The sequence below is a fragment of the Shewanella frigidimarina NCIMB 400 genome (assembly GCF_000014705.1).
GTDB lineage: Bacteria > Pseudomonadota > Gammaproteobacteria > Enterobacterales > Shewanellaceae > Shewanella > Shewanella frigidimarina.
Genome location: NC_008345.1, coordinates 3,992,539 through 4,016,692 on the forward strand (window position 1 = coordinate 3,992,539; position 24,154 = coordinate 4,016,692).

Annotated in this window: 23 protein-coding genes and 1 pseudogene; 5 read left to right on the plus strand and 19 right to left on the minus strand. The window is 42.2% G+C overall.

What is annotated here, in order from left to right; all coding sequences use genetic code 11:
* Positions 1–12 precede the first annotated feature (12 nt).
* Both alr and dnaB read right to left on the minus strand, forming a co-directional pair.
* Entirely contained in the window at positions 13–1,131 is a 1,119-nt protein-coding gene (gene alr / locus SFRI_RS17255; protein ID WP_011638783.1) for an alanine racemase, read from the minus strand.
* Positions 1,132–1,277: 146 nt separating this feature from the next.
* A complete protein-coding gene (gene dnaB / locus SFRI_RS17260) occupies positions 1,278–2,684 on the minus strand; it encodes a replicative DNA helicase (protein WP_011638784.1) in 1,407 nt (468 codons plus the stop codon).
* Positions 2,685–2,814: 130 nt separating this feature from the next.
* Here dnaB and SFRI_RS17265 point away from each other — a divergent pair.
* A pseudogene (locus tag SFRI_RS17265) lies at positions 2,815–5,004 on the plus strand (S46 family peptidase); the annotation flags it as partial.
* Between the two features lie 821 nt (positions 5,005–5,825).
* On the opposite strand, the gene rplI reads toward SFRI_RS17265, so the two are convergent.
* Genes rplI through rpsF form a run of 4 tightly spaced genes read right to left on the minus strand, consistent with a single transcriptional unit; the run spans position 5,826 to position 7,265 of the window.
* On the minus strand, positions 5,826–6,278 hold the full coding sequence (rplI, locus tag SFRI_RS17270) for a 50S ribosomal protein L9 (protein WP_011638786.1): 453 nt from the start codon (positions 6,276–6,278) through the stop codon (positions 5,826–5,828).
* A 45-nt stretch (positions 6,279–6,323) separates the two neighbouring features.
* Positions 6,324–6,551, minus strand: a complete 228-nt coding sequence (rpsR, locus tag SFRI_RS17275) for a 30S ribosomal protein S18 (RefSeq protein ID WP_011638787.1) — start codon at positions 6,549–6,551, stop codon at positions 6,324–6,326.
* 12 nt (positions 6,552–6,563) lie between these two features.
* A complete protein-coding gene (priB, locus tag SFRI_RS17280) occupies positions 6,564–6,851 on the minus strand; it encodes a primosomal replication protein N (protein WP_011638788.1) in 288 nt (95 codons plus the stop codon).
* Between the two features lie 21 nt (positions 6,852–6,872).
* Complete coding sequence (rpsF, locus tag SFRI_RS17285) at positions 6,873–7,265, minus strand: 30S ribosomal protein S6 (RefSeq protein ID WP_011638789.1); 393 nt, start codon at positions 7,263–7,265, stop codon at positions 6,873–6,875.
* A 216-nt stretch (positions 7,266–7,481) separates the two neighbouring features.
* On the opposite strand from rpsF, the gene SFRI_RS17290 reads away from it, so the two are divergent.
* Complete coding sequence (locus SFRI_RS17290) at positions 7,482–8,234, plus strand: DUF481 domain-containing protein (RefSeq protein WP_011638790.1); 753 nt, start codon at positions 7,482–7,484, stop codon at positions 8,232–8,234.
* Positions 8,235–8,315: 81 nt separating this feature from the next.
* Positions 8,316–9,740: an MFS transporter gene (locus tag SFRI_RS17295; protein ID WP_011638791.1), complete on the plus strand. Its 1,425-nt coding sequence runs from the start codon at positions 8,316–8,318 to the stop codon at positions 9,738–9,740.
* A gap of 203 nt (positions 9,741–9,943) precedes the next feature.
* Here the strand turns inward: SFRI_RS17295 and rlmB are convergent, their stop codons facing one another.
* From rlmB to zapE, 8 genes are all read right to left on the minus strand, one after another.
* Positions 9,944–10,684 carry a 23S rRNA (guanosine(2251)-2'-O)-methyltransferase RlmB gene (gene rlmB / locus SFRI_RS17300; RefSeq protein ID WP_011638792.1) on the minus strand — a complete coding sequence of 247 codons (741 nt, stop codon included), beginning with the start codon at positions 10,682–10,684 and terminating at the stop codon, positions 9,944–9,946.
* Positions 10,685–10,688: 4 nt separating this feature from the next.
* On the minus strand, positions 10,689–13,178 hold the full coding sequence (gene rnr / locus SFRI_RS17305; protein ID WP_011638793.1) for a ribonuclease R: 2,490 nt from the start codon (positions 13,176–13,178) through the stop codon (positions 10,689–10,691).
* 37 nt (positions 13,179–13,215) lie between these two features.
* Positions 13,216–13,833 (minus strand): tetratricopeptide repeat protein, encoded by a 618-nt coding sequence (locus SFRI_RS17310; RefSeq protein WP_041413726.1) that lies wholly within the window; start codon positions 13,831–13,833, stop codon positions 13,216–13,218.
* A 122-nt stretch (positions 13,834–13,955) separates the two neighbouring features.
* On the minus strand, positions 13,956–15,251 hold the full coding sequence (locus tag SFRI_RS17315; RefSeq protein ID WP_011638795.1) for an adenylosuccinate synthase: 1,296 nt from the start codon (positions 15,249–15,251) through the stop codon (positions 13,956–13,958).
* A gap of 69 nt (positions 15,252–15,320) precedes the next feature.
* The gene (locus SFRI_RS17320; RefSeq protein WP_011638796.1) at positions 15,321–15,509 is read right to left on the minus strand and encodes a DUF2065 domain-containing protein; all 189 of its coding nucleotides are present in this window, start codon (positions 15,507–15,509) and stop codon (positions 15,321–15,323) included.
* A gap of 391 nt (positions 15,510–15,900) precedes the next feature.
* Positions 15,901–16,293 carry a 30S ribosomal protein S9 gene (rpsI, locus tag SFRI_RS17325; protein ID WP_011494965.1) on the minus strand — a complete coding sequence of 131 codons (393 nt, stop codon included), beginning with the start codon at positions 16,291–16,293 and terminating at the stop codon, positions 15,901–15,903.
* Between the two features lie 17 nt (positions 16,294–16,310).
* Complete coding sequence (rplM, locus tag SFRI_RS17330) at positions 16,311–16,739, minus strand: 50S ribosomal protein L13 (protein ID WP_011638797.1); 429 nt, start codon at positions 16,737–16,739, stop codon at positions 16,311–16,313.
* Between the two features lie 263 nt (positions 16,740–17,002).
* Positions 17,003–18,115 (minus strand): cell division protein ZapE, encoded by a 1,113-nt coding sequence (gene zapE, locus SFRI_RS17335; RefSeq protein ID WP_011638798.1) that lies wholly within the window; start codon positions 18,113–18,115, stop codon positions 17,003–17,005.
* Between the two features lie 322 nt (positions 18,116–18,437).
* Here zapE and degQ point away from each other — a divergent pair, with 322 nt between their 5' ends.
* Together degQ and degS are read left to right on the plus strand one after the other, a co-directional pair.
* Positions 18,438–19,787 (plus strand): Do family serine endopeptidase DegQ, encoded by a 1,350-nt coding sequence (gene degQ / locus SFRI_RS17340; protein WP_011638799.1) that lies wholly within the window; start codon positions 18,438–18,440, stop codon positions 19,785–19,787.
* 155 nt (positions 19,788–19,942) lie between these two features.
* On the plus strand, positions 19,943–21,022 hold the full coding sequence (gene degS / locus SFRI_RS17345) for an outer membrane-stress sensor serine endopeptidase DegS (RefSeq protein ID WP_011638800.1): 1,080 nt from the start codon (positions 19,943–19,945) through the stop codon (positions 21,020–21,022).
* A 109-nt stretch (positions 21,023–21,131) separates the two neighbouring features.
* On the opposite strand, the gene murA is transcribed toward degS, so the two are convergent.
* From murA to mlaD, 5 genes are read right to left on the minus strand one after another with little or no spacing between them, the layout of a single operon-like run.
* Entirely contained in the window at positions 21,132–22,391 is a 1,260-nt protein-coding gene (gene murA / locus SFRI_RS17350; RefSeq protein WP_011638801.1) for a UDP-N-acetylglucosamine 1-carboxyvinyltransferase, read from the minus strand.
* Positions 22,392–22,406: 15 nt separating this feature from the next.
* On the minus strand, positions 22,407–22,658 hold the full coding sequence (locus tag SFRI_RS17355; RefSeq protein WP_011638802.1) for a BolA family protein: 252 nt from the start codon (positions 22,656–22,658) through the stop codon (positions 22,407–22,409).
* Between the two features lie 4 nt (positions 22,659–22,662).
* Positions 22,663–22,986 carry an STAS domain-containing protein gene (locus SFRI_RS17360; protein WP_011638803.1) on the minus strand — a complete coding sequence of 108 codons (324 nt, stop codon included), beginning with the start codon at positions 22,984–22,986 and terminating at the stop codon, positions 22,663–22,665.
* On the minus strand, positions 22,983–23,651 hold the full coding sequence (locus SFRI_RS17365; RefSeq protein ID WP_011638804.1) for an MlaC/ttg2D family ABC transporter substrate-binding protein: 669 nt from the start codon (positions 23,649–23,651) through the stop codon (positions 22,983–22,985). The genes SFRI_RS17360 and SFRI_RS17365 overlap by 4 nt, the downstream gene beginning before the upstream one ends.
* Before the next feature lie 10 nt (positions 23,652–23,661).
* A complete protein-coding gene (gene mlaD / locus SFRI_RS17370) occupies positions 23,662–24,135 on the minus strand; it encodes an outer membrane lipid asymmetry maintenance protein MlaD (RefSeq protein ID WP_011638805.1) in 474 nt (157 codons plus the stop codon).
* Positions 24,136–24,154: the final 19 nt, after the last annotated feature.

Sequence of the window (24,154 nt, forward strand, 5' to 3'; positions counted from 1 at the left end):
TCAATCTCATGCTCAATCGAGCAATTCAACTACCACGCGCGGCGTAAGCTTAGTGACTAACTCATAAGCTATGGTGCCAATGTGCTCGGCCACTTCTTCTACTGCAAGTGCTTTGCCCCACAGTTGAACGCTATCGCCGACGTTATCTTGTGCATCAGCACCTAAATCTACGGTTAACATGTCCATAGACACTCGACCGACTATCGGTACTCTGCGGCCGTTAATCCACACCGGTGTACCTTCTGGCGCATTACGTGGGTAACCATCACCATAACCAATGGCAACAACCCCTAAACGAGTGTCTTTTTTAGCGGTCCAAGATGCACCATAACCGACACTATCACCGGCTTTATGCTCGCGCACCGCGATTAAATTGGAGACTAACTCCATCGCTGGAATTAATCGATGATTAACGCCTCGATCACCCACAACTGGAGATACACCATAAAGCGCAATGCCGGGTCTTACCCAGTCGGCTTGGCTTGTTGGCCAAAATAAGGTACCTGCAGAATTTGCTAAGGTGCGATCGCCTTCTAAGCCGCTAACCTGTTGCTCAAAGGCATTCATTTGCGTTTGAGTGAGAGGATTATCGGGTTCGTCGGCGCATGCAAAGTGGGTCATTAAATGAATCGGTTTAGCCACTTGCGGACAAGCCAGCAAGCGCTGATAAATACTGTTGAATTGTTCAAGACTAAAGCCAATACGATGCATACCAGTATCAATTTTTATCCATACGGTGACAGGCTTATCTAGCGCGATAGTTTCAAGCATTTGCAATTGCGATTCATGATGAACCACAGTATCAATATTGTGGCTAACCAGTGTGGGTAAATCAGACTGACGGAAGAAACCTTCTAATAATAAAAGCTTACCTTTTACACCGCCTTCTCTGAGTTGCAACGCTTCTTCAAGCCTTGCTAATCCAAAACCATCTGCGCCGCCATGATACTTGCAGACGCTTTCTACATAATTTAATAAGCCAACACATTCAGCAACATTTAATAATCCATGGCCATAACCATTGGCTTTAACCACTGCCATAATTTTACTATTGGGCGCAATAAGGCGCAGTTGTGCCAAGTTACTTTGCAATGCGTAACGACTGATTTCTGCACGAGGAAAAGGTTTCAATAGATTGCCTTAATTAAACAATAAAAAACATGGCGCGTCTTACTGTCTGTTAGGAGGTTTAGTGCCATAAATGCGACCTCACTAACAGAGATAAGCTAATATCATAAATAACGATACTAAAAACACAAATACAATCTAATCAATGATTAATCTTCTTCAAATTGCGGCCCAGCATAATTATCAAAGCGAGAGAATTGACCTTGGAATACCAAGCGAATACGTCCAATAGGTCCGTTACGCTGTTTACCAATGATGATTTCTGCGGTGCCTTTATCTTCAGAGCTGTCGTTATACACTTCGTCGCGATAAATGAACATAATCAAATCGGCATCCTGCTCAATCGCACCCGATTCACGCAAGTCAGAGTTAATTGGGCGTTTATCGGCTCGCTGCTCTAGCGAGCGGTTAAGCTGTGACAGTGCAATAACAGGTACTTCTAATTCTTTGGCTAAGGCTTTTAATGAACGAGAGATTTCTGAAATTTCTAAGGTACGATTATCTTTTAACGACGGCACTTGCATTAATTGCAGATAATCGATCATGATCATTGATAACCCGCCATGCTCACGCGCAATACGTCTGGCACGACTACGCACTTCGGTTGGGGTTAACCCTGAGCCATCATCGATGTACATTTTACCTTGTTCAAGCATAATACCCATGGTTGAAGACACACGCGCCCAATCTTCATCGTCTAGCTGACCAGTACGAATTTTGGTTTGGTCTACTCGGCCAAGTGAGGCCAACATACGCATCATAATCTGTTCTGACGGCATCTCGAGACTGAAAATAAGCACTGGCTTGTCTTCATTCATGGCGGCTTGTTCACACAAGTTCATCGCGAAGGTGGTTTTCCCCATAGAAGGACGCGCGGCAACAATAATTAAGTCGCCAGACTGAAAGCCTGCGGTCATTTTATCTAAATCATTAAAACCACTTGAAACACCTGTAACACCGTTATGAGGATTGTTATAAAGTTGCTCAATCCTATCAACGGTTTTTTCAAGAATGCTTTTAATGTTTTCCGGGCCTTCATTAGCATTGGTACGCATTTCTGCGATTTTAAAGACTTTGGTTTCAGCCAAATCTAATAATGCACTTGAATCACGGCCTTCTGGGTTATAACCCGCATCAGCAATTTCGTGGGCAACGGCAATCATGTCACGTACTACGGCACGTTCTCGCACAATGTCTGCGTAAGATAAAATATTACCGGCACTAGGGGTATTTTTGGCAATTTCGCCTAAGTAAGCAAAGCCGCCGGCATCGTCTAATTGATCTTCAATTTCGAGCTGTTCGGATACGGTAATTAAATCCAGCGGTTGGCCCGATTCCATTAAACGTTGCATAGCCGTGAAAATCATTCGATGAGAACGAGAATAAAAATCTTCTGGCACAACCGCTTCAGAAACACGATCCCACGCTTCAGCATCTAGCATCAATCCACCTAAAACGGATTGTTCTGCTTCAATCGAATGTGGCGGCAACTTTAATGCATTAACTTCTACATCTTTTTGCCTGTTTCTTGCTTTAAAAGCACCTTGCTGTGACATTAACACTCCCAATTTCCAACGACTTTATAAAATATGGTATAACACCGTGGTCTAGCTTAATTTGCCGTCATTACCAACTAGAATAACAGCTCCGTTTAACGGACATAAAATAATTATTTAAGGAAAATACATGCGTACCGCATTCGTTGCAGCACTTGTGCTGACATCTGGTTTAGCCTTTGCCGATGAAGGCCAATGGCAGCCGTATCAAATGCCATCCATTGCCGACAAACTCCTGCAACGTGGTATTGATATTCCCGCATCACAACTGGCCGATTTAGGACAGTACCCAATGAATGCTGTCGTCAGTTTGGGGTATTGTACCGCCAGTTTTGTATCCCCCCAAGGCCTAGTTGTCACAAACCATCATTGTGCTTATCGCGGCATACAATATAACAGCAAAAAAGAACATAATTACCTCGCTGATGGCTTTTTAGCAAACACCCAAGCGGAAGAACCTTCTGCAGGGCCAAACGAACGCTTATACATTACCCAAGAAGTTACCAACGTGACCGATAGCGTTATGGCTAACTTAAGCACCGAACCTTTGGTACGCTTTGAAGATATCCAAGCAAATAAAAAAGCATTAATTAAAGTTTGCGAATCAGATGACAACTACCGTTGCTCAGTTAACAGTTTTCACCACGGCTTAGAATATTATTTAACTAAACAGTTAATCATTCGAGATGTACGCTTAGTGTATGCACCGCCCAAAAGTGTTGGCGGCTTTGGCGGCGATATCGACAATTATGAATACCCTCGTCATTCAGGCGATTTTACCTTTTTACGCGCCTATGTGGGTAAAGACGGTAAGCCTGCAACGTTTAAAAAAGGCAATGTGCCATATCAGCCTAAAAGCTACTTAAAAGTAAACGCAGACGGTGTAAAAGCTGGCGATGGTATTTTTGTGGCTGGTTACCCTGGATCTACCAGCCGTTACAACTTAACCAGCGAGTTACAGTTTGCCAGTGATTGGATATATCCAACCTACGCAAAACGCTACCAGTTGCAAATTGATACTATTACCTTGATGGGCGATGTAGATAAAGATATCGCACTTAAATATGCCGGCACGATGGCTTCCATGGCTAACCGGATGAAAAAACTGAATGGCTTATTAGATGGCTTTAACGCTACTGATATTGTCGGTATTAAACAACAACGCGAAAATGACTTTCTCGCTTGGCTTAAAAAAGATCCTGGCGCGAACCAAAATCTCATCAGCGATCTTGAAGCACTACTTGCTGAAAAACATCAGCAGATGCAAACCAATTATTTCTTTAAAAATGCTCAATCAAGCGAAATGCTTCAGGCTGCCAGCAAACTGTACCGTTTAGCTAAAGAAAGAAAGAAACCTAATGACCAACGTGAGTCAGGGTTTCAGCTTCGCGATATGAAAATGTTTAAAGCGGCACTTAAACGTATCGATAGCAGCTTCGATCCCGTGGTCGATAAAATTTTATGGCTACAAGACTTACAAGCCTATGTAAGACAACCGTTAAAAACTGAAGTGTTTGATAATGCCTTAAGCAGCTCAGACAATTTTGAACAGCTAGAATCAAAAGTGGAAGGTTTGTATGCATTAACAGAACTCACCGACCAAGCTAAACGTCTGGCGTGGATGAGTAAAAGAGCTGAAGACTTTGAAGTTAGTGATGACCCGTTTATTCGTTTAGCGGTGGCTATTCATGACACTAACATGGCATTGGAAAAGAGCGAAAAGCTACTTGCAGGTAAATTGTCATCTGTTCGTCCTGAATATATGAAGGCGATTATTGATTATTACAAATCAAATAACTGGCCTGTATACCCTGATGCTAACCGCACATTACGTATTACTTACGGCATGGTTGATGGCTATCAATCTAAAGACGCATTATACAAGCAACCATTTACTCGCTTAGCAGGCATCCTAGCCAAAAATACTGGCGAAGCACCTTACAATGCTCCAGCGAAACTGTTGACGGCGATTAAAGCTGATGACTTAGGTAAACATCGCGTTACATCGGTATATAAGCAGCAAAGCAGTTGTCAATTTATGTCTTGTTTAGACAAACCGGCCGATTTTAACTCTGTACCGGTTAACTTTTTATCAAGTGCTGACACTACTGGTGGTAACTCAGGTTCACCGGTATTAAATGGTAAAGGTGAGTTAGTTGGTCTTAACTTCGACTCAACTTACGAAGCTATCACTAAAGATTGGTTTTTTAACCCGACGATTACCCGTGCCGTACATGTCGATATTCGCTACATTTTGTGGATGATGGATAAAGTTGATCACGCTGATAATTTGATAAAAGAGTTAACCTTAGTGAGCAAGACTAAAGGAGAAGCAAAGGTAGCAACTGAAGCTGTAACTGAAATTCCTACCAAAGCAACGACTGAGGCAGTAACAGTAGTCGCACCTGAAGTGGTAACTGAGGCACAAGCCAAAGCGGTAATTGAAGTAGCGCCCGATGTTGCAATTGAGGTAGCGACTGAAATTCCTACCGAAGCAACGACTGAGGCAGTAACAGTTGTCGCCCCAGAAGTGGTAACTGAGGCACCAGCCAAAGCGGTAATTGAAGTAGCGCCCGATATTGTAATTGAGGTTGCGACTGAAGTTCCTGTCAAAGCGACGACGGAAGCAATAACGGTTGTCGCCCCAGAAGTGGCAACTGAGACACCAGCCAAAGCGGTAATTGGAGTAGCGCCCGATGTTGCAATTAAGGTTGCGACTGAAGTTCCGGCCAAAGCGACGACTGAAGCAGTAACGGTTGTCGCACCTGAAGCAACGCCCGAGGAAATACCAGCCAAAGCAGCAGTTGTGGTAGTGCCTGAAGCTGTAACTAAAGTACCAGCTAAAACGGCAGTTGTGGTAACACCTGAAGCAACGGCAGAAATTGCAACGAAAGTTCCTACTAAAGCGGCTGCAGTAGTAACCCCTAAAGCAGCGGCTGAAAAAGAGCCAAACTAACTCTAGTAAACAATATTCCAGTGGCCATCAAATAGAGGTTCACTGGAATATTCTCTGGCATTGAAAGATCCCAAACGATTAGCTGCACGGCTTAAAACATATCGTGTTAATAAAGATAGGGATTAAATTGCAGACATAAAAAAAACACCGCCCTGAGGCGGTGTTTTTATGGAGCTAAACAGTAATTAAGCTTCTGCTACAATAGCAATCTTAACTACAGCTTTAACTTCAGCGTGTACTTGAACTTCAATTTCGAAGCTACCAGTAGTGCGTAAAGCACCTAAAGGTAAACGAACTTCAGATTTAGCAAGTGCTACGCCAGCTGCAGTAACTGCATCAGCGATATCACGGTTGCCAATTGATCCGAATAATTTACCTTCATCACCTGCTTTAGAAGCAATAACAACAGCTTCTAATGCAGTTAATTTATCAGCACGAGCTGTCGCAGTAGCTAATTCAGCAGCTAATTTAGCTTCTAATTCAGCACGACGAGCTTCAAATACTTCAGTGTTTGCTGCGTTTGCTACAACTGCTTTACCATAAGGTAAAAGGAAGTTACGAGCATAACCAGCTTTAACAGAAACTTGGTCGCCTAAGCTACCTAAGTTTGCAACTTTATCTAGCAAAATAACGTTCATTATCAAATCCTCAATATTCTGTTAGGAATAATTAATACTGCAATATTACTGATGTAAATCAGTATATGGCAGTAGAGAAAGATAACGAGCACGCTTGATAGCGCGAGCTAGTTGGCGTTGATATCTAGCACTGGTACCAGTGATACGGCTAGGAACAATCTTGCCGCTTTCAGTGATGTAGTTCTTTAAAGTAACGATATCTTTGTAATCAATCTCGACAACACCTTCAGAGGTGAAGCGGCAGAACTTGCGACGACGGAAATAACGTGCCATTTTGACAGTCTCCTAAGTTTTCAATTCGACATTTTCAGCATGCAAGACTAAACGGTTTTGTCCATTTCGCCCTTGTTGTAGTGAAAGAAACCCTTCAACATCAACTTGCACACCTGCTTGTAATTTATTTGCAACGCTATCAAAGCGCGGACCACTTAATACCACTTGAATCAAACAGTAGACGTTTCTCAACATTTCTACTTCTTGTCGTTGTGATTTATGTTCTACCGTTATAACCACATGGGCTATACCGCTAGGACTATCTAATCGCCTTGAACGAGTTATCGTTCCAGACAACATTAAGTGATTATTCACAAAAAATTATTCAGCGTTTTCTTCAGCGCTTTCTTCTACATTACGGTCATCAGAAGGTGAACGACGTGAATCACGCTCGTCTCTTGCTTTTGCCATAGGAGAAGCTTCAGTAACGGCAGCTTTAGTGCGCATTACCATGTTACGCAGAACAGCGTCGTTGAAACGGAAAGCTGTTTCTAGTTCTTCGATAGACTCTGCAGATGCTTCTACGTTCAAAAGAACATAGTGAGCTTTATGTAGGTCTTGGATCGGGTAAGCCAATTGACGACGGCCCCAATCTTCTAAACGGTGGACTGTACCATTAGCAGCGGTGATAACACCGGTGTAACGCTCAATCATACCTGGGACTTGTTCACTTTGATCTGGGTGAACCATAAATACGATTTCATAATGACGCATTTATTGCTCCTTACGGTTAAGTAGCCTCTTTTCTGGCTCAGTCAGACCAATGTGGAGGCAAGGAACGAATTAAAGTGACTGATTTGAGCGCGCGATGATACATAAAGCGCGCAATAAACTCAAGCACTAACTCACTCTTTTCAGCAATCTTGAATACAGGTATGATGGCGGCAGTCCAAAATACCGCGTTTACGCCGTCAAGAATAAAACACTCTAATGATAACCATGAAAAACATAGTCACAACATGCTGCCTCTTTTTATTGTCTGCTCCGGCATGGGCATTAGTACCACCGGATTATCAAGAACCGCCTAGTAGTTTTAATGCTGAAGTTGAAGCCGGTTTACAGTTAAACAGCGGTAACAACGAAACTAAAAACTTCAACGGCCGTACTTATTTAACTTACGACTCGCCGAGTACCAAACAAGAAGCGACATTAAAGGCTTATTATGCTGCTGATGGAACTGAGTCTACTGCGGAAAAGTACGAATTGTTTTTACAGTCTAACTATAAATTAGAGCGTGGTTATGTGTTTGGTCGTGGTGAATTTACCTGGAACGAGTTTGGTTCTTATACCCGAATTTCAACTATTTCTACTGGTTATGGTTTTGACCTAATTAAAAACTATAAAACCAAATTGAGTCTTGAAGCTGGCCCAGGTTATCGTTATGACCAACCGCAAGCCAGTATTGCAGAGCCAAATCCTGATGAAAACCGTGATGTAATTTTACGTTCAGCGGCTAAATATACGGTAAAACTGCAAGAGTACACTAGCTTCAATGCCGACGTAACAGCTGAAACAGGTTTAGATAACAACACGTTAACTCTTGATATGAGTTATAAAAATACATTTATTCAAGATTGGGCATTTAAAATCGGTATGAACATCAAGTACACTGAAGTGGTTCCTGATGAAAGTAAAAACACCGATACCGTCACCACATTCAACTTGTTGTACACGTTTCAATAATTATTGATCGCAAATGAAGCGTAACAAGACAATCAATCAGTAGGGCTAACGTAGCCCTACTGAACCAATAAAGGCGCAGTTATGGACAGCCCGCTACGCAGTTTTGCATCCTTATATAGCACCACCTTTTTAATGGTACTTGCAGCAGGTTTACTAACAACCTACTTGGGCTTAAGCCTAACTACTATGCAAGTGCCACAAATATGGATTGGTGGCATGATGTCTGCCTACTATATTGGTCTTGTGTGCGGTTCCAAAGTTGGCCATAAACTTATCGCTCAAGTGGGCCATATTCGAGCTTTTGTTGCTTGTGCTGGCATCGTCACAGCATCTGCACTGGGTCACGCCTTAATCGACAACTTAACCATATGGTTAGTATTGCGCCTTGCCGTTGGTATGGGAATGATGTGCCAATATATGGTGTTAGAAAGCTGGCTCAATGAGCAAGCCGAAAATAGTCAACGTGGCACCGTGTTTGCTAGTTACATGATTGTATCTTACTTAGGGTTAATGGCTGGCCAGGGAGCCATTAGCTTATATCCCGATTTAGGCATAGAACCACTGCTGTTAATCGCCATATGCTTTGCATTATGCATTGTGCCTATTTCAATCACTCGCAGAATTCACCCAGAACCGTTGACTCCGGCGCCATTACAAATGGGTCTGTATTGGAAACGCGCACCTCAAGCCTTAACGACAATAGCGTTAGGAAGCATGATTGTTGGTTGTTTTTATGGTTTAGCGCCATCTTATGCCACAGCCAAAGGCATTGACCCTGAACATGTTGCACTCTACATGTCTTGTACCATTTTTGCTGGGCTGTTAGCTCAATGGCCAATGGGTAAATTATCTGACATTATTTCTCGCAGCTTATTAATTCGCATTAACTGCACATTATTGGGCGTTATCGTATTAATTATTACGGTCGTTCCATTCCACTCTGTGTATTCATTAATATTAACCAGTTTATTTGGTATTTTGGCGTTCACCTTATACCCATTAGCAACGGCCTTAGCGAACTCGCGGGTAGATCAACACGAACGAGTAGGACTGTCGGCTACCATATTAGTGACCTTTGGTATTGGAGCAAGTATTGGCCCCTTAGTCGCTTCTGGTTTAATGCAGGTCTTGGGTGACCAAATGCTATATGGATTTATGGCAATCTGTTCGTTTACCTTATTAGTAAGACTACTGTGGATTAATTTGCGCCAAAAAGCCGAGCAAACAGCCACTGGAGATTACATTATGGCCGGTGGTGATTTAGTCAGCTCACCGTTAGCAGCATCATTCGATCCACGTGTGGATATTGAAATGGTCAACGAGCAAATGATCAATCCTTCCGAGGATGCATTTGATAGCGTGCCAGATCCAACCGACGATGAGCTTGAAGATGCCGATGAGCAAGCAGGTTATAATACTGCTTATGCTAGCGTAGTAAACGATGACAGTTTGGGGCATGAAGAATTGGATGACGAAGATGTCGATAATGAGATCGGTAGACGTTAATTGATTATCTAAGCTGCATATATATAAAGTGCACTTATTTAAACTGAACGCATTAGCCGCTTTGAATTAATAAAAAGGTTAAAGCAGTTTGTAAAACACTCAATATCTTGAGCTTTAGATAATAAAAAACGGCGATTAATATCGCCGTTTTTTGATCGTATTATTTTGTTATACAGCTAGCAACAAAGCTAATCTATGGCTGATTAACCTAAACGCTGTCTAACCGCTTCAAATAAGCAAACACCAGTGGCAACAGACACGTTGAGACTAGACACACTTCCAGACATTGGAATTGATACGAGTGAATCACAACCTTCGCGCGATAAACGACGCAAACCTTTATCTTCTGCGCCCATAGCAATGGCTAGCGGCCCTTTAAGGTCTGCTTGGTATACATTACCTTCGGCTTCGCCTGCAGTACCTACAATCCAAACACCTTTATCTTGCAAGTGACGCATGGTACGAGCAAGGTTAGTCACTTGGAATAACGGTATGGTTTCTGCTGCGCCACAAGCAACTTTGCTTACGGTTGAAGTTAACCCTACTGAGTTATCTTTTGGTACGATAACCGCATGCACCCCAGCCGCATCAGCATTACGCAAACATGCACCAAGATTATGTGGGTCAGTTACACCGTCTAAAATCAATAAAAAAGGCACTGCTGTTTTATCAAGTAACTCATCTAAATCTTTTTCAGTCAACGGCTTAACAGCCTTAACGCGAGCCACAATACCTTGGTGTTGTGAGCTACCCGCTTTATCATCTAACACTTTACGTGCTGCACGTTGTAGTGTTGTACCAAAGGTTGACGCTAGATTAATTAACGGGGTTAAGCGTTCGTCATCACGGCCTTGTAATAGCCAAAGTTCAATGACACGTTCAGGGCTGTTATCTAACAAAGCTTGAACGGCGTGAATGCCAAAAATGGTATCTTGTTTTTTCATTTAATTACTTTCTCTTGCTGCGCTTGGCAGGGTTTTTCTTAACGCTAGAATCTGGTTTTGCTGCATCCGATTTTTGTGCAACTGCAGAAGGTTTTTTTACCGCCGCTGGTTTTGCCGCTGGAGATGAAGCTTTTCCGCTTGAACGACGCTTGCTGGCTTTAGGCTTATCAGACTTTGGTTTGTCAGACTTAGGTTTATCAGACTTTACAGATGACTTACCTCGTGCTGACTTAGCACCTTCTGCATTGACTCGCTGGCGTGCGGTTGTAGGCTTGCTACCTTTACGCGCCGTTTTACCCGCACCTTTAGTGTTGTCACCTACCATCAATAAATCAATTTGACGATCATCAAGATTCACCGCCGCAACTTTAACCGTCACAGGATCGCCGACTTGATATACTTGGCGAGAATTTTCACCAATTAACCGCTGACGCATTGGATCGAATTGATAATAGTCACTGGCAAGACTTGAAATATGTACTAGCCCATCAATAAATAATTCGTTTAATCTGACAAATAAACCAAAGCTAGTGACTGAGGCAATGACCGCGTCGAAGGTGTCGCCGACGTGATCTTGCATATATTCACATTTCAACCAATCACTCACATCACGGGTTGCTTCGTCTGCACGACGCTCAGTGGTAGAACATTCTTCACCTAATGCATCTAACTCTTCAATCTGATAGAGATAACCACCATCTTGAGTCCATTTATCGTTGGCATTACCCAGCTCTTTAGCGAGTAAATATTTGATCACTCGATGTAAAACTAAATCAGGATAACGACGAATTGGCGACGTAAAATGCGAATAAGCTTCTAATGCCAAACCAAAGTGACCTTCGTTGTCTGGGCTGTAAACGGCCTGGCGCATTGAGCGCAATAACATCACCTGAATTAACTCAAAGTCAGGACGGTCAGCAATTTTTAACATCAGATTTTGATAGTCAGTCGGAGTCGGTTCTAATCCGCCATCCATGCTTAAACCGCGCTCAGCAAGAAACTCTTTAAAATTAGCCAGTTTTTGCTCTGATGGTGCTTCGTGAACACGATATAGCACTTCACCTTTGTGTTTTTTAACAAATTTCGCCGACGCCACATTGGCTAAAATCATACATTCTTCAATGATTTTATGTGCTTGATTGCGGCCTCTTGGGACAATTTTATCAATTTTACGTTGCTCATTAAAAATGAACTGGGTTTCTAATGTTTCAAAAGCAATTGCCCCACGCTCTGCTCGGCGCTCATCTAAGATCAGATATAACGACTGCAAACACAACAAATGTGGGAATAGTGCTTCATGCTCAGGAGCAATTGCGCCACCTTCTAGCATGTCGGCAACTTGGGTATAGGTAAAACGTGCATGAGAGTGCATTACCGCAGGGTAGAACTTAGTACCCGATAACTTACCCGCTGCAGAAATGGTCATTTCAGCGACCATACATAAACGATCGACTTTTGGCTTTAATGAACATAAACCATTAGATATTTTCTCAGGCAACATTGGGATAACTTGCGATGGGAAATATACCGAGTTACCACGTGAGCGCGCTTCAGTATCTAAGGCAGAATCAGTGCGTACATAATGACTCACATCAGCAATTGCTACCCATAAACGCCAGCCACCACTTGGTTTTGCCTCAGCATACACCGCGTCATCAAAATCACGGGCATCTTCGCCATCAATAGTGACTAACGGTAAATGACGTAAATCTACGCGACCTAATTTATCTTCTTCGGTAACTTCGTCAGGAATACGTTTGAGTTTTTTCTCAATAATCGCTGACCAAGTATGTGGTAAATCATAATTACGTAATGCAATTTCAATTTCCATACCCGGTGCCATTGTCTTACCTAAGACTTCGGTCACTTTCGCTGCCGCTTTAACAAAACGACCAGGGCGACGAGTTAACTCAACCACAACAACATCACCAGCACGCGCGCCTAGTGTATCTTCGCTGGCGATTAATATTTCTTGGGTGATGCGTCTGTCGTCAGCAATCACAAAACCCATGCCGCCATCGACATGATAACGGCCAACTAATGCAGCCGTTCGCTCATGAACTAAGCGGACTATTCGTGCTTCGCGACGACCACGACGATCGGTACCCGCTTTTTGAGCAAGCACTTTATCGCCATGGAAATACATCAGCATGTCGCGATTATTAATAAATAAGTCATCACCGCCTTCATCTGGCTTAAAAAAGCCGAATCCATCGCGATGGCCTAAAACGGTACCAGACAATAAATCCATTCGTTCAGGTAAGCCATAACTTTGACCGCGGGTAAAAACTAGCTGGCCATCACGTTCCATTGCACGTAAACGACGACGTAGGGCCTCTAATGGCACTTCATCTGTAATAGATAATGCTTCAGCTATTTTATCGCGGGTAACAGGAGACTTTTGGGCGCGCAAGTATTCTAAAATATACTCACGGCTAGGAATAGGATTGTCGTACTTGTCTTGTTCTCTCTCAAAATGAGGATCGTTGATCATTCAATTTCCAAATAATTCGCTCCATATTTTGGAGCCTTTAACGTTTGTACAGCTGAGGCTGCTGTGCCCTGGCCACAATACTGGCGGGCATTTTTGCAGCGAGCATCTGCAATAAAGACGAGGCCTTTTTCTGTTGGGCGTCGTCATCAAATATACTGTTATATAACCAATGATAGCCAAGTTCATAATCGGCAGGACTTCCATAGCCTTCACCAAATAAACGAACCAGTGTCATTCTTGCGGTTAAATCACCGTTCGCTGCAGCAGGCAACACGTATTGCACTGCACGATTGGGATCTTTAATCACTAGTTTACCGCGATAATAATAATCTGCCAATTTTACCATCGCTTCAGCACTACCTTGTTCAGCTGAGGTTTGCAGTAGCGCCATGCCGCGAGAAGGATGAGCCTTGACACAAACACCGTTATTAAGCATTTCGCCCCATAAAAACTGATACATGGGTTGCTGTAATACTTCTGCACGGGCTTCAATGTCTTGAACCAGCTGACAGTCGTCTGCTTTTACGCGTTGTAAATATTGATTTGAGCGGATGAGCGAAATCAATTGTTGATCGCTATAGATATCGACGGCTTCTGTCACCGCAAATACATTGATCGAAACCACACTCAACAATAATAAACAGATACGCAACATAAGGATTCTCGATGACACTTTCATGACTTATCCATCGGCAGTATAGCGTATTTCTTGAATAGAAACTGTTACTACCGTTAATTGCGCCCATTAAAAAGGCCGCTTATCGCGGCCTGTTTAGTTTACTTGAACGGATTAACCAGAATCATGGTTTCATTTCTGTCCGGCCCAGTAGAGATAATATCAATAGGCGTTTCTAATAACTCTTCGAGACGCTTGATATAATTTATTGCCGCTGGAGGCAATTGCTCGATTGTTGTGGCACCAAAAGTGGTTTCACTCCAACCAGGCATGGTTTCATATATTGGGGTAACTAAATCATATCCTTCTGCAGCCAAAGGCGTAACCTTTGAAACTGTTCCATCAGCATATTGATAGCCAACACAAATTTTAACTTCTTTTAGGCCGTCTAAAACGTCTAATTTAGTTAAACAAAAACCACTAACGCTGTTGATTTGAACTGCGCGGCGCATTGCCACAGCATCCAACCAACCAGGACGACGCTTACGACCAGTTGTTGCACCAAACTCTTGGCCTTTCTCACCAATATAATCACCAATTTCATTGGCTAATTCTGTTGGGAATGGACCAGCACCGACGCGAGTCGTATAAGCTTTCATGATGCCTAAAACATAGTCTAAATGACGAGGACCAAAACCTGAACCAGTCGCAACACCACCAGCTGTCGTGTTTGATGAAGTCACAAATGGATAAGTACCGTGGTCGATATCCAATAATGTGCCTTGAGCGCCTTCAAACAAAATTGGCTCACCCGCTTTACGCGCAACATCAAGCATTTCACTAACATCAGTACACATGCTTTTTAGATAATCAGCAATCGCTAATGCATCATCAAGTGTTTGCTGATAATCAACGGCTTCAACTTTGTAGTACTCAGTTAGCATGAAGTTATGATATTTCATCACTTCTTGTAACTTAGTCGCAAAAAGTTCTGCATTAAACAAATCACCGATGCGTAAACCGCGACGAGATACTTTGTCTTCATATGCAGGACCAATACCACGACCCGTTGTACCAATGGCTTGATTACCGCGAGCTTTCTCGCGAGCAATATCCAATGCACAATGGAATGGAAGGATAAGCGGACATGCTTCAGAAATTAATAAACGCTCTTCGACAGGTACGCCGCGTCCTTTTAGCATGTTGATTTCTTTCATCAACGCATCAGGAGCAACAACCACACCATTACCGATAATACATTTTACGTTATCACGTAAAATGCCTGACGGAATAAGATGAAGAACGGTTTTTTCACCATCAATTACCAAAGTATGACCGGCATTATGGCCGCCTTGGTAACGAACTACGTATTTTGCCTGTTCTGTTAAAAGGTCGACAATCTTACCTTTGCCTTCGTCACCCCATTGAGTGCCGAGTACGACTACATTTTTGCCCATTATTAGCTGCAACGTCTTGTGGTATAAAATAGAATTTTAACAGATTTTAGGGGGTTATAGGCAAGTGTTTTATTGAAAAATAATCAATAAAACAATTCCTGCAGTAACTAAACATCCACCTAAGCGTCTGAGAACATTTTGCTTTTGTGTAGAAAGCTCTAATAAATATTTTTGCCACTTGTTAGGAAAAAGTAACGGACCAAGCCCTTCAATAATTAAAACTAAGCCAAATGCGGTCATTAACAATGGTAAATTCATGTTTTAGCCTCTTTTTAACTGATACCAATTCCATTAATTATGTAACCTCAACTAGTGTTAAGAGGTGAGAATATAATTATAAAGATCAAAGTTTAGTCATTAACCACTATCAAACTTGTTATTTATCTTACTAACAAGACGAATTGACGCGCCAATAGCTGACCTATTGCAAACCTGCTTGTGTAAAGAATAACGCAGTTAGCAAGACAAAGGGCTGCTTGCGAGGCGTTTGTTATCTCAAGTTCAGGTTATGTACCTTTCAGCCGATGTTTCTGGCCTATTCACATTGATGCTATACAACCTCATTAACACACAAAGCACATTTTACACGATAAATTTTAGGCAATAAAAAACCCAGCAAATGCTGGGTTTTTTGAATCCAAAAAACGAATTAACGCTTAGAGAACTGTGGCTTACGACGTGCTTTACGTAGACCAACTTTCTTACGTTCAACTTTACGTGCATCACGGGTAACAAAACCAGCGCTACGTAGAGTAGGACGTAAAGCTTCATCTAGTTGCAATAATGCACGGGTAATACCGTGACGAATTGCACCAGCTTGGCCAGTAGTACCACCGCCCTTTACAGTTACATAGATGTCTAATTTATCAGTCATTTCAACTAATTCTAATGGTTGACGAACAACCATACGAGCAGTTTCACGACCAAAATATACATCCAAAGGACGTTGGTTTACAACGATATTGCCACTACCTGCTTTAGCGAAAACGCGAGCTGTAGATGTTTTGCGACGGCCAGTGCCGTAGTACTGAGTTGCAGACATTTGCTTACTCCTCCCGTTTAGATATCAAGAACTTGTGGTTGTTGTGCAGCGTGGTTATGTTCTGTGCCAGCGTAAACTTTAAGCTTACGGAACATGGCACGGCCCAAAGGACCTTTTGGTAACATACCCTTAACTGCTTTCTCGATGATCATTTCAGGCTTATGAGCTTGAAGCTTCTCAAAGCTGATTTGCTTAATGCCACCAATGAAGCCTGAATGAGAGTAGTAGATCTTACCAGCAGCTTTATTACCAGTTACAGTCACTTTTTCAGCATTGATAACGATGATATAATCACCAGTGTCAACGTGTGGAGTGTATTCTGGCTTATGCTTGCCACGTAAGCGAGTTGCGATTTCAGTTGCGATACGGCCTAAAGTTTTGCCTTCAGCGTCAACAACAAACCAGTCACGAGTTACAGTTTCTGGTGTAGCAGTAAAAGTCTTCATTATTACAAAAACCCAAAGTTAATTTTCTGTCTCACATGCCGACTGCAGGTTGCAATCAACACAAAATTACCGATTCTTGCCCCTTCGAACATGAATATTGGCTTACAACTTCCGCCCAAATTGGCGGATTAACGCGGGCAGGTCGCAGATTATACGCAAAGCCACAGCAAAGATCACCTGCTTTTTGATAATATTTCAAATAAATCACTCAATGAGCGATGATCAAAAAATGCCCGACTTTTCAAAAAGTATCGTTTACAAGTTTAAGGCAAATGTTCCAGCGCCAGATACTCTCTTGATTGCATTTCAATCAGCCTTGAACGACAGCGTCTGAATTCAAAATTTAACTGGCCATCGGTATAAATATGTTCCAATTCGACTTGGGCTGAAATAATCAATTTGACATTTCTTTCGTAGAATTCATCAACCATAGCCAAGAAGCGTCTGGCAATATCATCACCCGTTTGCTGTGAGCCCATTTGCTCTAAACCACTCACCAGCACAGTATGATAGAGGCAAGCCATTTCCATATAGTCACGCTGTGAGCGAGGCCCATCACATAAATCGCGGAAGTTGATTAACAGCACCCCTTGCGACTGCTGACGAATTCGAATTGCACGTCCATCAACGTCTATAGGAGCAGTAAGTTTTTCAGATTCCGGCGCCAACTGGTCAAAGTAATGTAATAAATTGATGTCAGCTTGTTCATCGAGTGGATAATGATAAATCTCTGCCTGCTCTAAAGTACGCAGACGGTAATCAATTCCAGAATCAACATTTAAGATTTCACAGTGTTGGTTAATCAAGGCTATGGCAGGTAAAAAGCGCACCCGTTGTAAGCCATTTTTGTATAATTCATCAGGAATGATATTTGAGGTAGCGACGAGGGCAACCCCTTCTTTAAATAATGCTTGAAATAACGTTCCTAGCAGCATGGCATCGGTGATATCCGACACAAAAAACTCATCGAAACAGATAATTTGATATTGCGAAGCCATCTTTTTTGCAATAGTAAGCAGAGGATCTTGCACACCTTTGAGTTCACCTAAGTCATTATGAATTTGGTGCATAAAGCGGTGGAAATGAGCACGTAATTTTCGATCTGTTGGCAATGCATCAAAAAAGGTGTCCATCAGATAGGTTTTACCTCGGCCAACGCCACCCCATAAATACAAACCTTTTACTGGTGTAGGTGTCGACTTGATTCCTATTGCGCTAAATAATTTACTCACGCTAGATGCAGGTTTAGCCGCGACAATTAATTCATCATAGACTCGTTGTAGTGACTTAACCGCTTGTTCTTGTGCGGCATCATGTGAAAAATCATCTCGGGTAAGGTCTTGCTGATAATGCTGCCATGGGGTTAACTGCGACACGATTACGACTCTCTTACATCAAATAATTGCTGCGAATAATAACATTAAACAATCAATACGAGTAATGGCTTCAACGGATCAAATTAACCTTTGTTAATAAAAATGGAACTAACACGATGACCACTACTCTGATTGATTAACGTAAATTTGCTTATTGTTTGCTTATCATTGTGCTGACATGCCCACCATTTTAGGACATCACCAAACAAACTCACGGCAACACACTAACAAAAATGATTAACGATATTTAACTTTGAAATCATGCCATCAAGCCACATATTTTATGTTATCAAACTTGAATGCATACAGGAGCTATCCATAGATGAAAACCAAATTAAGCTTACTTTCTGCTGCGTTATTAACTGCATCGTTAGCCATGACACCCGCGCTATCATTCGCTGCAATTCCACAAGCCGTCGACGGGCAAGCCATTCCTAGCTTAGCGCCAATGTTAGAACGGACAACGCCAGCGGTTGTGTCGGTAGCAGTATCGGGCACCCAAGTTTCAAAACAACGAGTACCGGATGTGTTTCGCTACTTCTTTGGTCCTAATGCACCACAAGAACAAGTTCAAGAACGCCCTTTTAGAGGTTTAGGTTCAGGCGTTATTATTGATGCAGACAAAGGCTACATCATTACCAATAACCATGTAATCAATGGTGCAGACGATATCCAAATTGGTTTACATGATGGCCGTGAAGTTAAAGCAAAACTAATCGGTGCAGATAAAGAATCTGATATTGCCCTACTTCAAATTGAAGCAAAAAACTTAATTGCTATTAAACAAACTGATTCTGATGAAATTCGCGTCGGTGATTTTGCAGTGGCCATTGGTAACCCATTTGGTCTTGGACAAACCGTCACGTCAGGGATAGTCAGCGCGCTAGGCCGCAGTGGTTTAGGCATTGAAATGCTCGAAAACTTTATCCAAACCGATGCAGCTATAAATAGTGGTAACTCGGGCGGTGCATTAGTTAACTTAAAAGGTGAACTCATCGGAATTAATACCGCCATTGTCGCCCCTAATGGTGGTAACGTCGGTATTGGTTTCGCAATCCCTGCCAATATGGTGAATAACCTTGTAGAGCAAATTATTGAACACGGTGAAGTAAGACGTGGCGTGCTCGGAGTATCAGGACGAGACCTTGATAATGAACTCGCTAAAGCGTTTGGTTTAGACACTCAACATGGTGGCTTTGTGAATGAAGTCATGCCAAAGAGCGCAGCTGACAAAGCCGGACTAAAAGCGGGTGATATTATTACCAGCCTGAATGGCCGTAGCATTAAAACCTTCCAAGAACTTCGTGCAAAAGTTGCCACTATGGGCGCAGGTGCTGAAGTAGAATTTGGGATTATTCGTGACGGTGATAAAAAGACCATTAAAACAACTTTAGGTGAAGCGGATAAAGTCGAAGCAGAAGCGGGTAACGTACACCCTATGTTACAAGGCGCAACCTTAGAAGACAGCAAGAAAGGCATCCAGATCACTGAGATTGCTCAAGGCTCGCCAGCTGCAATGAGTGGTTTACAGAAAGGCGACTTAATAGTGGGACTTAATCGCAACAAAGTGACCAGCCTTAAAGCATTAAAAGAAATGCTGAAAGACAATCAAAACTCTGTCGCGCTAAAAATATTACGTGATAACAACTTGCTATATCTTGTTTTACGCTAGTATCGTCACCCCACTAGATCACACTCGATGACAATCATTCGATTATTGAGTGTGATATCAGTTAAGGAATTAAGCATCGGCAAACGTTTGGTCGATGCTTAATTTTTTGAGCTATGTTAATATAACAGCCATTTTTTTTAACAATTATTCACGCCATGAACCTAAAAGACACTTGCATCTATATAACTAAAGCTGTGGTATTTGGTCTAGTCATGGCAGCTGTTTTCTTAGCCATAACCTCTTTGACACAAAACTCCTCGCTCAACCATAGCTTAACGAATGTAAGCAATAATGGCTCAGAATTATCTTTTGCTAAAGCGGTCCGCCGTGCAGCCCCTGCCGTTGCGAATATTTATAGCCTTAGCATTGATCAACATAATCCACTCAATTCAAGCTCACTTCAAGGCCTCGGCTCAGGAGTCATAATGAGTAAAGAAGGTTATGTGTTAACCAATTACCATGTGATAAAAAAAGCTGATGAGATTGTGATTGCACTGCAAGATGGGCGCAAATTTACTGCTGAAGTGGTTGGTTCAGATCCCGAAACTGATTTAGCAGTGCTCAAGATTGAAGGTGACAATTTACCAATCGTGCCGATTAATCTTAATAAGCTCGCCCAAGTAGGTGATGTGGTATTGGCCATTGGCAATCCTTATAATATTGGCCAAACCATTACCCAAGGGATTATCAGTGCAACAGGACGTAACGGCTTAAGTTCAGGTTACTTAGACTTTCTACAAACTGATGCCGCCATTAATGCAGGCAATTCTGGCGGCGCATTAATCGACACCAGTGGTGAATTAATTGGCATTAATACTGCCGCATTCCAAGTGGGTGGTGATAATGGTGGCAATGGGATTAGTTTCGCGATTCCAATTAAATTAGCCCACAGTATTATGGATAAATTGGTTAAGCATGGCCGGGTTATTCGTGGCGCATTAGGAATTTCGGGTGAGCCGTTAAACCCTGTAATGGCTCAGATACTCAACTTGCCTGATTTAAAAGGTGTGTTGGTTACGGGTATTGATCCTGATGGACCGGCTGCACGTGCACGCTTATCACCTAGAGATGTTATTACTCAATATAATGACGAAGATGTTCCTGGTGTTGAAATGTTAATGGACAGAATTGCAGAAACCACGCCGGGGACTAAAGTCAATATGACCATTATTCGTGAAGGTAAAAAGCAAACATTACCGGTGATTATTTCAGAAAAAGTCCCTGCAGCAGAGTAGTAAACGCAAATATTCACAGACAAAAAAGCCATTCAAATGAATGGCTTTTTTTATGCGTCAGCAGTAATGTTTATGACTACTGCATTTGAGTTATGTTATTTCACACCAGCTATTTAACTCGTACGACTTCAGCACCTAAGCCTTGGAACTTAGCTTCAATGTGCTCGTAACCACGATCTAAATGGTAGATACGATCCACAGTTGTCGTTCCCTCAGCCATTAAGCCTGCAATGACTAAGCTGGCAGATGCACGTAAATCTGTCGCCATCACTTGCGCGCCATTTAAACGATCAATACCATGAATAATACAAGTATTGCCTTCCTGTTCAATGTCCGCACCCATACGAATGAGTTCAGGAACGTGCATGAAACGATTCTCGAAAATCGTCTCAGTAACACGGCCAGTACCTTCAGCTAGAGCATTCAACACACAGAATTGCGCTTGCATATCGGTTGGAAATGCAGGATATGGTGCCGTTTTAATATTAACTGATTTTGGACGTTGACCTTTCATATCAAGCTCAATCCAATCTTCGCCGGTAGTGATCTCAGCACCCGCATCTTCAAGCTTTGATAATACCGCTTCTAATGCACTAGGGTCTGCTGATACACAGCGAATTTTGCCACGAGTTACAGCAGCAGCAACGAGGAATGAACCAGTCTCGATCCGATCAGGCATAACGCGATATTCGCAACCCGATAAACGTTCAACCCCTTCAATCTTTAAGGTTGCTGTACCAATACCGGTGATTTTTGCACCCATAGCAATTAAGCAATGTGCTAAATCAGTAACTTCAGGCTCACGAGCAGCATTTTCAATCACTGTGGTGCCATCCGCTAAAGCTGCGGCCATAAGCAAGTTTTCAGTGGCGCCGACACTGACCATATCCATAAAGATATGCGTGCCTTTTAAACGACCATCTACGCGCGCTTTAATGTAGCCTTCTTTGACTTCAATCTTAGCACCCATTAACTCTAAGCCATGTAAATGCAGATTCACCGGACGTGCGCCAATAGCACAGCCGCCAGGCAAAGAAACATCAGCAGTACCATAACGGGCAAGCAATGGACCTAAAATAAGAATAGAAGCACGCATTGTTTTGACTAAGTCATAAGGGGCGCAGTATTCATTTAAATTGGTGGTTGAAATACGAATGCGGCTACCGCCCAAGTCTTCAACCTCTGCGCCTAAACAGCGAAGGAGTTCACAGCTTGTGATCACGTCACGTAAGCTAGGCACATTTGAGACAATAAAATCTGTTTCAGCTAATACACCAGCCATTAAAATTGGCAATGCTGCGTTTTTTGCACCAGAGATCACGACTTCGCCAGCTAAAGGGTTGCTGGCTTTAATAGTTAATTTATCCACTGTGAGTCTCAGTTGTTACATATTGAAAAGTTTTTCACGCTTCCACTGGGTAGGCGTAAAAGTTTTAATCGTTAACGCATGCAATTCACCACTGGCAATTTGCTCAGCTAAAGGGGTATAAATCGCTTGCTGTTGTTTGACACGGCTCATGCCTTCAAAGCATTCACCCACGGCAACTACTTTATAATGGCTGCCATCAGAGGTCACATGTGCTTCAGTGAGCGACAACGCCTCTGTTAAAATCTGTTCAATAACCTTGCATTCCATGAAATCAATTACCTTTACTATTTGAAACTATATTTGGCTGAAAAAAAGCGTCTAAATCATAAAGCTCAATCATTTTCTTGAGCTGCTCACTTGGATTAACCAATTGACGTGACACACTTGTTTCTTGGCTACTTGAAGCATGTAGTTTGATAAACGCTAATAACAATGCAACACCTGCACTGTCGACGTATTCCAATGCTGATAAGTCTACCACTTGAGTCGATGCAGTAAACAATTCATGGCGTTTAGGCCACAATTGTTTTACTTCATCTTGTGTTAATCGACCGCTGACAATGCAACGTTGATCTTGTTGATTGAAGGTAATCACGCAGCTGCAGCTTCTTTTGCTGGTTGGCGATCAATAGTCTGTTGAGTTTTATCATTCAACATTGTAATCACCGCTTCAATACCTTGCTGACGGATTAAATTAGAAATTTCAGACTGTTTAGAGGCGAGTAAGCTCACGCCTTCCGCCACTAAATCAAATGCTTTCCAAGTGTTGTCTTTCAAACGACGCGCTTTAAATTGAATTTTAATCGGTGGACGACCTTTTTCGATAATCTGCACGTTCACTTCAACTATTTTTTCATCGCTAAAATCACTCGGTGGATCAAATGCGACTTTTTGATCGGTATATTCTGTTAATGCTTGAGCATAAGTGGCAACTAAATAGCCTTCAAAAGCCTCAACAAAACGATTACGTTGATCAACGGTTGTATCACTTAAATACTGGCCCATAACTTTATATGCAGCATATTTATAATCGACGTAAGGCATAAGCTCTTCACGTACAATCACTTTTAAGTGACCTAAATCGGCATTAATTAATTCTTTATCTGATTTAAACCGATCAAAGGTCATATTGGCGACTTGTTTGATCATCTCATAAGGATCACTCGTGTTCACCTCATCATTAGCAGCCGTAGCACCTTGACTGATAACGGCACTGCCAACTAGGCATAAAGCTATAACACAACTAAAAAATGTTTTCATAATAGCGTTCCTATTTATCTTTAGATGACATGCTGTATAACAGCTGACCAATTAAATCTTCTAAAATCAATGCGCCGCGCGTGTCATGTACTTTATCACCATTGGCAAGCATCGAAATGTCATCGTCCATAAACCCAGGTGTTAAACCAATAAACTGCTCGCCAAGCAAGCCTGAAGTCAAAATGGCCAAACTACTGGTTTCAGGAAATTGATCAAAGCGCTTATCCATTGTTAACGTCACAATAGGCACTAGTTTATGAGTATCAAGGGTAATATCAGTCACACGCCCGACAACAACACCGCCCACTTTTACTGGTGAACGCACCTTTAAACCGCCGACATTGTTAAACTCGGCTACCAACTCATAAGTCTGGGCGCTAGATTTTAATTCGACATTTGCAACATTGAATACCAATACACAAAATGCCAATAAACCTGACAACAAAAACACGCCTACCATTAACTCTATTTTCCGTGTCAACATACTCTTAAACCACTTAAAT